General features: G+C 57.4%; 8 protein-coding genes. 4 read left to right on the top strand and 4 right to left on the bottom strand.

The window, feature by feature from the left end; translation table 11 throughout:
• Nucleotides 1-111: 111 nt before the first annotated feature.
• On the bottom strand, nucleotides 112-1,125 hold the full coding sequence (locus tag RBB63_RS22390) for a hypothetical protein (RefSeq protein WP_309387576.1): 1,014 nt from the start codon (nucleotides 1,123-1,125) through the stop codon (nucleotides 112-114).
• 1 nt (nucleotide 1,126) lies between these two features.
• Nucleotides 1,127-2,563, bottom strand: coding sequence for an MBOAT family O-acyltransferase (locus RBB63_RS22385; protein WP_309387575.1), 1,437 nt, complete (start codon nucleotides 2,561-2,563; stop codon nucleotides 1,127-1,129).
• Between the two features lie 314 nt (nucleotides 2,564-2,877).
• Here RBB63_RS22385 and RBB63_RS22380 point away from each other — a divergent pair, with 314 nt between their 5' ends.
• From RBB63_RS22380 to RBB63_RS22370, 3 genes are read left to right on the top strand one after another with little or no spacing between them, the layout of a single operon-like run.
• On the top strand, nucleotides 2,878-4,917 hold the full coding sequence (locus RBB63_RS22380; RefSeq protein ID WP_309387574.1) for a multiheme c-type cytochrome: 2,040 nt from the start codon (nucleotides 2,878-2,880) through the stop codon (nucleotides 4,915-4,917).
• Nucleotides 4,914-7,028: a hypothetical protein gene (locus tag RBB63_RS22375; RefSeq protein WP_309387572.1), complete on the top strand. Its 2,115-nt coding sequence runs from the start codon at nucleotides 4,914-4,916 to the stop codon at nucleotides 7,026-7,028. The genes RBB63_RS22380 and RBB63_RS22375 overlap by 4 nt, the downstream gene beginning before the upstream one ends.
• A gap of 3 nt (nucleotides 7,029-7,031) precedes the next feature.
• Nucleotides 7,032-8,750: a ferric reductase-like transmembrane domain-containing protein gene (locus RBB63_RS22370; protein ID WP_309387570.1), complete on the top strand. Its 1,719-nt coding sequence runs from the start codon at nucleotides 7,032-7,034 to the stop codon at nucleotides 8,748-8,750.
• Between the two features lie 283 nt (nucleotides 8,751-9,033).
• Here RBB63_RS22370 and pyk read toward each other — a convergent pair whose 3' ends face one another.
• Entirely contained in the window at nucleotides 9,034-10,470 is a 1,437-nt protein-coding gene (gene pyk / locus RBB63_RS22365; RefSeq protein ID WP_309387568.1) for a pyruvate kinase, read from the bottom strand.
• Nucleotides 10,471-10,680: 210 nt separating this feature from the next.
• On the opposite strand from pyk, the gene RBB63_RS22360 reads away from it, so the two are divergent.
• Nucleotides 10,681-12,795 (top strand): response regulator, encoded by a 2,115-nt coding sequence (locus tag RBB63_RS22360; protein ID WP_309387566.1) that lies wholly within the window; start codon nucleotides 10,681-10,683, stop codon nucleotides 12,793-12,795.
• 4 nt (nucleotides 12,796-12,799) lie between these two features.
• Here RBB63_RS22360 and RBB63_RS22355 read toward each other — a convergent pair whose 3' ends face one another.
• The gene (locus tag RBB63_RS22355) at nucleotides 12,800-13,336 is read right to left on the bottom strand and encodes a hypothetical protein (protein ID WP_309387565.1); all 537 of its coding nucleotides are present in this window, start codon (nucleotides 13,334-13,336) and stop codon (nucleotides 12,800-12,802) included.
• Between the last annotated feature and the right edge of the window lie 28 nt (nucleotides 13,337-13,364).

Here is a 13,364-nt window from a genome sequence, read left to right as displayed (position 1 = left end):
TCCCTACCGGGCTTGGTATTGCCTCTCCGTCAACCCGCTGGATGAAACAAGCCCGGTAGGGACACCGGGCTCCACCTGTTGAAATCGCTTTTTTGCATTTTCGAACACTCCTTAGGGAGTGTCTTTGCCCGCTGCGAGCATCTCGTCGATGATCTGTTTACTGATGTGGCGGTAGTAGTGCGTGACGTCGTAGTAGAGGTATTGATTTTCCGTAATCTCGTTGACGCCTGAGTAGTCGAAAAGGCGGTCTCCAAATGTCGATTGAAGGATGGCCATGTCTTTCGGATTGAATTTTGCCTGGTCGTACAGTGGCGTGATGAAAACATAGAAATTGGTCTGATGCTGATCGAAAAGCTCGCGAATGGCGTGGAGCATTTCGATCTCCTGCGGTGAAATTTGCGGGTCGAGAACCTTGGCTTCCGCGCTACGGGGGTAGAGCCTTCCGTTCTGAATGAGCTTCTCAATGTTGGTGCGATACACGCTGTCCATCGGGAAATCCCCGTAAGCTGCGAGTGTTTCTTCCGTGCAGGAGTGGTTGGAATCATTGGTCCGCAAATCCGATTGCCAATCTGGGCGTTGTTCTTTGGGCATATCGCCGAGCAGGAACTTTACTTTCTCCCATTCGTTGGGTGGAACCAGGGTGCGGTAATGATCGTAATAATATTCCAGCGCCTGCTTGCCGTTGATTAAATAATGGTCGTTCTCCAACGGTTTCCCGCTACCGACGAAGGTTCGATCGGTGTCGAGGGCAATGACCACGTTGCGGATTTCGTAGCCATGCTCATCGAGGAATTTCAGCTTATTGAGGATGCCGCCGATGCTGTCATTCCAATGCGCGAATTGATAAAAATGAGCGCCTGGCAGCTTTTGCTCCAGGTAGCAGGCATAGAGGCTCGTCGCCCGGCTACTGCCGAAGATGAACGAATCTGGTCGCAGCTTTGGGTTTGCCAGGAGTTTCTTCGTTGAAAGATCACCCAGCGCTTGGCGGTAGTAAGTCCATGAGTAATTATCGTAACTGCGCAGGTCCTGGTAGGGGTCCATTTTCACGTAAAGCACCGTGAAAAACAGCACAATGCAGGCGGGGAGAAACAGGAAACAACCAAGATCGTAGAGGAATTTGCGCATCTTAGAATTGGAAGTAAATGAATTCCTGTTCCTGACCTCCCAGCAAGAAGACCATGAGGATAAGGGCGTAATACAGGCTCCAGCGCACTGCCCGCGGCCAGCGTAGCCCCAGCTTTTGGATGGCGAATTGCTGGTCCCGCCCGAGCCACTCTACCATTAGGAAGCAGGCAACGAGCAGCAGCACCTTCTTGGGCAGCTCTTCCGGCATCGTGACTGCGCTTGGCGAGAACATGCCGCCGAGATAGCTGATGGCGTGGGGAACGTTTTCGGCCCGGAAGAACACCCAGGCAATCAGTGTCAGGATGAAGGTGACGCCGATGCCCATGAGCTCTCGCCAGCCCGGCAGCCATTTGCCTTGCGCGGTGACGTCCAGGTGGTTGCGGTTCTTTTTAAGCAGCATGAGCGGCAGGAAATAGAGCGCGTTAATGGCTCCCCAGCAGATGAAGGTCCAGTTCGCGCCATGCCAGAGCCCGCTGACCAGGAAGACGATGAACACATTGCGAATCTGCCGGGAAATATCGACACGGCTCCCACCGAGTGGGATGTAGACATAGTCACGGAACCAAGTCGTCAGCGAGATGTGCCAGCGGCGCCAGAATTCCGCGATGTCGCGGGCAAAGTAAGGATACGCGAAGTTGCGCATCAGGTCGAAGCCGAACAGGCGCGCCACGCCAATGGCGATGTCCGAATAGCCCGAGAAATCGCCATAGATTTGGAAGGCAAAGAAGAACGCGCCCAGCCAGAGCGTGCTGCCGGAATAGTCGGCCGAGTTGTCGAAAATCATGTTGGCGTAAACCGCGCAATTATCGGCGATGACGACCTTTTTAAACAGCCCCCAGAGGATCTGGCGCATCCCGTCTTTGGCGAGTCCGTAGTCGAACTGCCGCTGCTGGTGAAACTGCGGCAGCAAATGAGCCGCCCGTTCAATGGGACCGGCGACAAGCTGTGGGAAAAAGCTGACGTAGGCGGCAAACGCCACGAAATCGCGGGTGGGCTCGATCTTCCGGCGATACACGTCGATGGTGTAGCTCAGCGTCTGAAAGGTATAAAAACTGATGCCCACCGGGAGGATGACGTTCAACGAATAGGTCGTAATCTCCCGCCCGAACAGCGTGAAGGCGCCGGATACTGAATCGATGAAAAAATTGAAATACTTGAAGAATCCCAGCAGTCCTAGATTGATGGCCAGACTGCTGATGAGCAGCATTTTTCGGCGTCGCTCATCGCTGCTGCCCGCCAGGGCGAGCCCGATGCCGTAGTCAGACAAAGTGCTGACGATGAGCAGGCTGACAAAACGCCAGTCCCACCAGCCGTAGAAAACGTAGCTGGCGATCACTATCAGTAGATTTTGCCAGCCCAGGCGCCGATTCCGCATTGCCCAGTAGAGGAAAAAGACAATCGGCAAGAAGACTGCAAAGTCGATTGAATTGAACTTCATCGCGCTTTAGCAGAACAGTTTGTAGTGTTGCACCAGCTTCAATAGGCCATGCACTTAGTTGCTGTCCATCAATTATTTTGAACGCGCCCCCGCCCTTCGCCCAGTTGTTGCGGTGGTCATGATGCAAGGGCCGCCGGACATTCCGCTTTCATCCCGGTAGGGCGTTATTTGGCCAAAATCGAGCCGTTAATCTTCCTTTAAGAGTCTTATGGTATTATGTCGATGGGGTGTTTGTCTACAAATTCGGCTATCTATTGTATCATATCGGTTTTCGACTCGTCTTGTTCCTTCGGATTTGTCCATTTCTTGGTGAGATGGCTTTAACTGCGTTGCTGCGGGGCATTTGGCGTTGCTCACTATTCTGGATCGCATTCTTTGCGTGTGTGCGCTGTTTGGGCGCATCGGAAGATGCAGTGAAAAAGGATGCGGCCCAGGTAGAGGAAGCCGTTGGGCGCGTGGAGGATAAGGTCAATGACGAGGCGCGTAAATTCGAAGCCAATCACCATTTCTTCAAGGGCTTATCGGACGGGGACCCGGCGGCAAAATGGGATTTGGCTAACCTGACGCCGGAGATGCGAACATATGTGGCGGACCAGGCGCACTTGTATTTGATGACGCAGGAGAAATTTCCGTCGTCGCAGGATTGCTCGGTGTGCCATCCCTTTCACTACGAGGGTTGGGCCGCGTCGCCACACGCATATGCGCAGCTTAGCCCGATATTCAACTCGATGCAGGGCATGTTTATCTCGCGCTCGGGCGGCACCAACGGCGACTTCTGCATCCGCTGCCACACGCCCATCGGCATGACGCTGGAAGAGCCTTTGTATACGGCGAATGAAAACCGAGCCGCCGTTTCCCGTGAAGGCGTCACCTGCGTGGTCTGTCACCGGATCAATGAACAATACGGGCGGGTGACGGGCCGATTCCCAATCAAGGAAGGGCCAATCTACGACAACATGTACGGGCCGCTGGGCAATCAGGTGATCCAGGAAGTCATTGAACGCTACTACGTTTCGCCCTCGCCCGAGAAGAACTCAGGCGCTCAGAAAATCCACATGGGCGTGGGAAAAGTCAGCGTTTTTGAAAAGGCGGTTTTCTGTGGGGCGTGCCACGATTTGAACAGCCAGAATGGCTTTCGTCTGGAGTCTGCCTACACGCAATTTTTGAATTCCCCGGCTGCGCGAAAGGGGCAGACCTGTCAGGATTGCCACATGGCCAAGATCCCTGGTCAGCCGCTGAGTGGCTATCATGAGGGGCCAGTCGCGGTGATTGGCGGGCAGCCAACGCGGAGCGACAAGCTGACGGACCACTCCTTTCATGGACCGGATTATTCGATCATCCATGCCGGCGTGTTCCCGCACTCGCCGGAGGGCCCGGAGATCGCGCCGTTCCCGGCCTGGTTTGACTTCGATTACAATGCCGGTTGGGGCTCCGCCAAATTCGAACTCGAAAAAGCCTCGCAAACGCAGTTTCCCGAATTTTGGCGCGATCGCGAACTTCGCGTTAAGGCGCGCCTCTTCATCGATAATCAAATCAAGCGGCTGGAGGCCTACAATGTCGGGCGCTTGCAGTTGTTGCGCCGCGGCTACCAATACCGCTCGTTCGAGCTCACGCAGAATACCGAAGAGGGCATCGAGTTTGAGATTACCCTCCAGAACGGCACCGATGGCCACGCCGTGCCGACCGGTTTTGACGCCGAGCGCGTGGTGTTCGTCGAAGTCACGGTGACGGATAGCGAGGGTACGGTGGTGTTCCAGTCCGGCGATCGCGACCCCAATGGAGATCTGCGGGACGACCTCTCCCGCTACGTGCACAACGGCGAAGTCCCCGCAGACGAGTATTTGATTAGCTTGGGGTCGGAGTTTTTGGCGCTCAATTTGCGCGGCGGTCAACGCCCGGAAATCCTCACGGTGGACTACTCGGCGACGCCGCAGCCCTTCATCCGGCCCAATACGCGCTCCAGCCTGTTGCAGGGGCACTCGCCGGACACCCGCAAGTCCGTGAACAGCATTCCCCCGCATGGCAGTCGCTCAGGCGATTACCGGGTGCGCGCGGACCAGCTAACGGGCAAGGGCCCGTATTTGGTGAACACCAAGCTCATTTCGCAAATGATGCCCGTGCACCTGGTGTGGGACATCAGCGGCGTTGGGTTCGACTACGGGTTGTCGCCCAAACAAATTGGCGAGCGCTTGGTTAATGGCGCCTTGATCGTTTGGGAGCACAACATCCTGCTCGATTCGCCAACGGCGCACATTGACCTGCGTCCCACCGAAGAGCAAATCGTCACCCCCGGCAAATTTGCAGAAGAACACCGGTGGCAACATTTCATCAACTCCCTGCTCTACGCAAAATGAAGCTCTGCCCACAGATTAGCCGTTGGCTCAGCTTAGGGTTGTTGGGCCTGGCCTTGGTTGCGCCGGTTGCCTGGGGGGAGGATGCGGCAGGCGCCGAAAAATCAGAGTGGGCAAAAATGCTCGATGAGGCGCATCAGCTCAAGGAGGCCGCGCATCAGAAATTCGAAGCCGACCTGGCGAAGGCCAAACAGGCCAAGGACGCAGCGGTGAAGAAGCTCGATCACGATCTGGCCGCTGCGAAACAGAAGTTAGCCGCAGTTGAGCAACAAAGCGCCGCCACGGTCAAAGCCGACGCCGAGAAGGCTTTGACTGCCGCGAAGCAGGATTTTCAGGCATCCATGGCGAAGGCGTCCGAATTTGAAAAAGACGCGTCGGCTTCGTTTCACCAGGCCGCAGCGGAAGCTCAGCAGAAGATAGACGCCGCCGTCACCCAGGCGGAAGCAGATGGCAAAAAAATCGATGCCGAGGCCAAGGCGGAATCTCAGAAAGTGGAGGCTTCGGTGGCCAAGGAAGTCAAAGCGGTGGACGCCGAAGTTGCCCAGGATGCAGTCAAGGTGAAGCAAACCGTGGAGCAAGACACCCAAGCCCTGACTAAGGATGCGGAACAGTTGGTTGGCGCGGCGGACGCCGAGCCTCCCCCCGGTTTCAAAAGTGGAAAGGTAATCCTCGCCAGTACGGGCCGAACAGTAGACCGCTACGTGCCCGAAGATGATGACCCCGCTAAAAACGAGGTGCTGCAGGAAGGGCCTGTTATCGACCAACCCAAGGCCGAGGAGGAATCTCCAGCGCCGACTCAGGATGAGCGCAGCATCGTCACGCGCATCCGCCACAGCGCCCTGACGGATGAAGCGATTCCATTGGCGGATTTGCCGGAGCGGCCCGAACTGCTGCTCAGCTACGGCGATCCATTTTTCGGTGTCGGGCCGATCAGTGAAGGATTCAAAATCCCCACGGGGGCAATCTGGAACCTGCAGCTGTTTATCTTTGGCGACTTCTCAAGCGCCATCCAAACTTTCGACGACGGCGCGACGCAAACGACGGAATGGGTCAACGCGCTCGACCTTTACGGCAACATCAATCTCACGCCGACGGAGCGCATCTTGATTGGTTTTACGCCGCTGGACCGAGATGGCAGCTTCACCGGCTACCAGTGGCAGCCGACGGACGATTGGCTCGACGCCTTTAACGGCAACATCCAGGTGCTCTTCTTCGAAGCCCGCTTAACGAGTTTGTTTCCCGCCTTGGCGAATTCCGATTTCAACTTGCACTATGAATTTTCCGTCGGTCGCCAGCAGCTGTATTATCAGGACGGTTTGCTGATCGACGATACGATCGACAGCTTTGGGCTGACCCGGACCTCCATGTTCCTGCTCGGCAGCTCGTCCACTACGCTGACCGGTGTCGCTGCCTGGAACAATATTTACCGTGGCGCCGGAACCAACGTCCAGGACAAGGGCGCGTCGCTCTATGGCCTCTTCACGCAGTGGAATTACGACCATTTGCAATTTCAGGTCGACATGACTTTCGTGGACGGCGGTCGCACCGTGGGCGGGGACCAATACAACATCTCGGTCGGCGCTAACAAGCGCTTCCTGGGCTGGCTCAACACGACTTCGAGCCTGAATTACTCCGTTGCGCTGGATAAGCCCAGTGCGAGCAATGGCACGGGCACGTTGCTCTTCACCCAGCTGTCCATGCAGCCGCCCTATACCGTGGATAACCTCTACTTGAACGGCTTTCTCGGCATCGACAATTACACTTCCGCTGCCCGTGGCGCGGAGACGGGCGGACCGCTTGGCCAAACGGGCATCCTTTTTGCCGCGACTGGATTGGGAGACTTCGGGCCGGCGCTTGACTCCAGCGGTCGCAACATGATTGGCGGCGCTCTGGGCTATCAGCATTACCTGGGCGACATCAACCAGCAGATCATCGGCGAAATCGGCGGACTCACGAACCTCAAGGGCTCTGATGGCGCCCAGTTTGCGATTGGGGCGGAGTATGAATATGGCTTTTGGCAGCACTTCATCCTGACGCTTGGCGCCTCGGTCACTTTTCAGGAAAACGCGGACACTGGCTACGGCCTGCGTTCAGTGATTACGTATCAATATTAAGCAATGATTGCCGCGCTGATCCGTAACCGGTTTTGCTACTTTGCGCTGTTGGCGCTGCCCGCAATTTACGCTGCGGGGAATTTACTGAGCGGCGATGGCTGGGCCTTCGACGATTTGCAGGACTTCCTGGGTAATGCGGCCATGGGTTTCCTGATCCTGGTGCTGAGCTTTACGCCGCTCGTTCGACTGTGGCCAAAGTGGGGCGTTGCCCAGGCGCTCAATACCCACCGCCGCGCCACCGGCGTGACCTGCTACCTTTACGCAGTGGCGCACTTGGTGTGCTACCTGGCGGCGATGCCCGCCCAGGACAGCATGATTCAAGATCTGCAGGATTTCTTTTACCTGAAAATGGGGCTCCTGTCGCTCTTGCTGATTACGCCACTGTTCCTGACGAGTAATCAACTCTCCGTCAAACTCCTGGGCTACAAGCCCTGGAAGCTGCTGCACCGGTTGGCTTACTTTGCGGCGGCGTTTATATTCCTGCACCGTTCGTTTGGCGAAGAAATCCAGCTCTTCCAAACCATCGTCATTTTCCTGCCGCTCATCGTGCTGGAGTCGCTGCGCATTTTGAAAAGTTTCTTTGGGCTCTTTTCGCACAAGGAAACTGCCGATAGTGAGCCCAAGCCCGCCGCGCCTGCCGTTGCCGCGTGGGACGGTTTTCGCGCTTTTAAAGTTGATCAAAAGCAGCCCGAGCGTGGCGGCATTTGCTCGTTTTACCTGAAGCCGGTGGACGGCCAGCCGTTACCGCCTTACAAACCCGGGCAATACCTGACATTCAAGTTCGAGGTGCCCGGGCAGGCGAAACCGGTGTTGCGCTGTTATAGTCTGTCGGATGCGCCAGGGGGGGATTATTACCGCATATCAGTGAAGCGGCAGAACCCGCCTGAAGACCAGCCCGCTGCTCCGTCTGGACTGTCCTCCAATTACCTCCACGACTCAGTCAATGAAGGTGACGTGCTTCAGGTCAAGGCGCCGTCTGGCAAGTTCACACTCGATGACGCCCGTATCCGCCGCGTGGTCTTTGTCAGCGCCGGGGTCGGCATGACGCCCGTGCTTGCCATGCTGAAGCACCGTCTGAATGCAGGCCTTTCTGAAGAAGATGAGGTGTGGTTTTTTCATGGCGCCCGCCGACGGGAAGACCACTTCATGGCGGAGCATCTGGATGAGCTGGGCGCGCAGTTTCCACAACTGAAATTTCGCACCTGCTACAGTCGCCCGGCGGATGACGACGTGCTCGGCAAGCATTACCATCGTCAAGGCCGCGTAAGCGTCGATTACCTGCGCGATGAGCTGCCCGACAGCGAGTTCGATTTCTACATTTGCGGCCCAGGACCGATGATGGCCGACGTCGTGCATGGTCTGGAAGAGTGGGGCGTCGCTCCCGAGCGGATACACTTTGAAGCCTTTGGCCCGTCGACAATCAAGCGCACCAAGCCGCTACCCAAGGCGCCGACAGCCAAGGGGGAAGAGATCAAAGTCGTCTTCGCCAAATCGAAGCAGGAACTAATTTGGACTGGCCAAGCGGAGAACCTCCTGGAATTCGCCGAAACCGCAGGGCTCAAGCTGCCATACGGTTGCCGTGCTGGAGTTTGCGGTGCCTGTAAGCAGGATGTGATCGCTGGTGAAATTGCCTACGACGATCAACCCGCCGCCGACCCCGGCAAAGGCGCGTGCCTCCTCTGCCAAGCCAAGCCCAAAAGCAGCGTGACGATCGACGCGTAGCTGTCCAGAGCCCGTGATTGAAATGCCAACGCCGCGAACTTCCAATCTGGCCCCAAGCCCAAAACCGAGTGCTTTTCCGCGCCAGCGTCGTTGGCTTTTCGCTCACAGGCTTCCAGCCTGCGACGCTCAAGCCGCCTTGCTGGACACGAAAAATCACTGCGGCCCGATCGGCCAATCTAGATGAGAAGTGCTCTAGGCCTCGCCACGAAAAAAGCAACGCGTCTTCGCGTTGCCTCTTCGCCTATTTGCGGTGCAAAAATCTCTGGGCGCCGCCGCAGACTGCTTATTCGACCTGGCGCATTTGGACAGAGTCGATGGAGCGTTCGCCGACGATTAAATTGGTGATGACGACCATCCAGTCCCCTGGAACCGCCCAACGATGACGGCTTTCCTTGAGGCGCGTGAAGCTCTTTTGGATCGTGGCTTCGGTCTCATCGGAGAACTCCATGAGGAAGGGCTCCACGCCGCGCAGGAGCAGCATTTGCTTGAACAGCAGCGCCTCGTCGGTGAACACAAAAATTGGGCTGTAGCTGGGGCGCAAGGCGCTGAGCACCTCGGCCAGGTAGCCCCGGCGCGAGTAGACGACGATGCCGGCGCCAAGATCCTGCGCAAGCTGGGCGCTGGCCTTGAGCATTTGGGCCTTGGGCGTCTTCAGGTGGACGTTGGGGCTCAGCGGATCGTGGCGCATTTCGCGCTCGATCTGGCGGGCAATGCGGTCCATGACGCGCACGCATTCGGCCGGGTAATTCCCGGTGGTGGTCTCGCCGGAGAGCATGATGGCGTCGGCTTTTTCAAAGACGGCGTTGGCGATGTCGGAGACTTCGGCGCGGGTTGGCAGGGGCGCTTCGATCATCGACTCAAGCATGTGAGTGGCGATGATGACGGGCTTTTTCTGCTCGATGCACTTATTGACCGCACGTCGCTGGATGACGGGCAATTGCTCGTAGGGGCACTCGATGCCGAGGTCCCCGCGGGCAACCATGACGGCGTCTGAGGCAATGACGATGCTGTCCAAGTTGCTGATCGCGGTCTGGTCTTCGATTTTGGCGATGATGCGCGCCTGTGAGCCGCGTTCGGCCAGGTGGCGGCGGAGAATGTCCAAGTCATCAGCTTCGCGGACAAAGGACAGGGCGAAAAAGTCGATGCCTTCCTCGATGCCCAGGGCGATGTCGCCGCGGTCCTTTTCCGTCAAGGCAGGCAGGCTGATGTGGGTGCCGGGCAGGTTGATGTGGCGGCGGTTGCCCATGGGGCCGCCAATGACTACTTCGCAGCGTACGCGATCACCGGGGCGCACTTCGAGGATCTTCATGCGGACCAGGCCGCTGTCGACGAGCAGCGTTGAGCCCTCTTTGACGTCTTCTGCGAACTTCGGGTAATTGACCGTCACGCCGCGAATGCCGTCTTCCAGGCTATCTTCAATCGTGCCGCTGACGAGGAAATCGAAAAGCTCGCCTTCTTTAAGCTCGATTTTCTCGGGCAGGTCGCCGGTGCGGATTTCCGGGCCCTTGACGTCCATCATGATGGCGATGTGGCGGCCAACTTGCTCACAGACCTTGCGGACTCGGCGCACGGACTCGCGCGTCCACTCGTGGCTGGCGTGCGCCATGTTGAGGCGGCAAATATCGACCCCGGCGAGGATCAGTTCTTCCAGGCGTTCTTCACTTTCGCTGGCTGGCCCGAGCGTGAAAACGATTTTTGTATGACGATAGCTGATGTTCATAGCAAGATACTGGTCAAAGCATGCGCTGCGCCAACTAGCACCGCAAGTGTGAACGCTTTACCTTTATGATTAACTGACTGAACTATTTGAAATCTTCACTCGCGTGTAACACCGGGGCTAATATTTGAAGTCGCATTTTGCGCCTACTGTGACAGATTCAGAGGTTAAACTAGACCAAGCGACCGATTCTACCCCGAGAAAATACTATCCATGAGCCCAGATGAGCAGTTCGATTTTTCCGAATCTCCGGAGACGACCGACTTGCGTCTGCTAGTGGGGCACAGCCATTGCGTGGCTGGCGCGACGTCCATTGCCAAGGTGCAAAAGCTGTTTCAGGAGCACCGGTTCAGCTTCATGGGGGTGGTGGACAATCATCAGGTCGTGGGGATGTGTTCGCGTGAGCGCATCGGCGGACTGTTGGGGTCGCAGTTCGGTTATTCTATTTACGGCAAAAAGCCGATTCGCGAAGTCATGGTGCCCTCGCCGGAGATCATTCCCGTCGCCACACCGATCCAGCAAGTCCTCGACCGCGTTTTCAGCCGCAGTTCGGAGCGTTTTTACGAAGACGCGATTCTGGTCGATAATAACCGCAGCCTGTTGGGCTTGATCCCGGTGGATAACCTGGTGCGGCTGCAGAACGCCTTGCTCAGCCAGAAAATCCGGCTTCACGAACGCAGCGAAGACAAGCTCATCCGGCAAAAGCAGCAGCTCGAAAAACTGACTCTGCAGCTCGAAAAAGCCAATCAGGAGCTGGAGTCCGCCCGCGATCTCGCCATCGAGGGCGCGCGGCTCAAGTCGGAGTTTCTGGCTAATATGAGCCATGAAATTCGCACGCCAATGAATGGCATTGTCGGCATGGTTAGCCTTTTGCAGGAATCCGAGCTCGACGAAGAGCAGCGCATGTTTGCGGACACCGTCCAGCGCAGCGCGGATGCGCTACTGAGCATCATCAACGACATTCTTGACTATTCGAAGATCGAGGCGGGCAAACTGAGCGTGGAATCCGAGGACACGCCGATCCGTGAGCTGGTCGAAGAGTGCGTGCAGCTTCAGGCCCGACCTGCGCTCGATAAAGACGTGGAGCTCATTCTGGACATTGATTCCAAGGTTCCTGATTGGCTGCGGCTCGATCCGCTGCGCTACCGCCAGGTCCTGAATAACCTGCTGGGCAACGCGATCAAATTTACGGAAGAGGGGGAGGTCAGCATCGTGGTCGACCTCAAGCACGATCCGCAGCACGGCGCATTTTTACGAACACTGGTGCGGGATACGGGCATCGGCATCAGCGTGAAAAATCAGGGAAATCTGTTCAATGCCTTCATGCAGGCCGATGGCTCCACCAGCCGCAAATATGGCGGTACGGGGCTGGGGCTGGCGATTTCCCGCAAGTTGGCCAAGCTGATGAACGGTGAGCTCGACTTCACGAGCCAGCCGGGCGAGGGCAGCGCATTTTGGCTCGATTTACCGCTGGAGCGCTCGCAGGGAACTGATTTCGCGAGTGAATCGGCCCGCGTTACGCCCGGCTTAAGGGTGCTGGCGGTCGACCGCAACGCCCGCGTGCAGGAGGTCATGGGCAAACTCCTGGCGAATTTGGGTTGCTCAGCGGAACTCCTCAGCGACAACGGCGCCGCGCTCTTGCGTGTTCGCGAGGCTAAGCGATTGGGCCAGCCCTTTGATTTCGTATTCGTCGAAAGCGCCCAGGAGAGTGTCAGCGGATTGGATTTCTGCCAGAAAGTACGCAACGACTCCGAGCTCGATAGCTTGATGATCGTTGTCGTGGGGAATATCGGCAAACGCCTGAGAACCTGCTGCGATAATGTGCTGAATGCATACAAGCCCGTCAGCCCCAGTGGTTTGCAGCGCTTGCTGGAGCGTTATCAGCCGGATGCCCCCGCCCATGCCAGTGTGGATGCCGCCGCTGCTCAGGAGCATCCGGGCCCGCAGCCCAGCTTGCGGGTGTTGCTCGTGGAAGACTCGACGACCAATCAGGAAGTGACCATCGAGATGCTGGAGCGGCTTTCCCACACGGTCTACTTGGCGGAAAATGGCCTGCAGGCGTTGGAATTCCTACGTAGCCAGACGGTGGATTGTGTCCTCATGGACTGCCAAATGCCAGAAATGGACGGCTTTACCTGCACGCGCGCCATTCGTGAGGGCTACCACGGCGTCAGTTGCCGGGATATTCCCATTATCGCCATGACCGCCCTTGCGATGAAGGGCGATGAGCGTAAATGTCTCGAAGCCGGCATGAACGACTACTTGAGCAAGCCCGTCAAGGTCTCGGATCTCGCCTCGGCGCTCCGCCGCATTCCGGCGCGGGTGTAGTTCTTTACGAGTGAATTGGCGCTTGCTGTGCGGCCGCGCGCCACATTTCGACTTCGCCGCTGACGCCAAACTCGGCCAAACCGTTTTCGATCTCAGCGAAAGTCGGCTCGACGACGTCGTGCTTGGGATCGGCGGGGTAATCAGGCGCGACTTGGCGGACAACAGCCCAGGCGGCCCAGGCGCGCCATTTCTTCTGTTCGAAACGGTCGCCGCGCACGCGGTCAGCGAGATGCTGATAATGCACACGCGGGTTGCCGATGAAGACGCCCGGCGGGTTGTTCGCGACGAGCCAGCCAATGGCGCGGTAGGGCAGCGGCCAGTCTTGGAGCTCGGCTTCGTCGCCGCTTAAGTCTGCGTAAAGCCCGCGGTCGACGGCGAGCAGCGCGCGCGCGCTGAGCCCTTTTCGCCAGAGAAATTGCCCATAAGCCAGCGCGGTGACGTAGAATTCACCGCCCTGATCATTGCGCCAGCGCGCCATGTCACGCCAAGTCATCGGCTCGGTTGGAGTGGGCAAGTATGGGCAATCCAGCGTGGTTTCCATGCGCTGACCTTGGCTCAGTTGCCTGCTG

Origin of the sequence: Cerasicoccus frondis, assembly GCA_031296915.1 — a bacterium.
GTDB lineage: Bacteria > Verrucomicrobiota > Verrucomicrobiia > Opitutales > Cerasicoccaceae > Cerasicoccus > Cerasicoccus frondis.
This window is presented reverse-complemented; position numbering and strand designations above follow the sequence as displayed.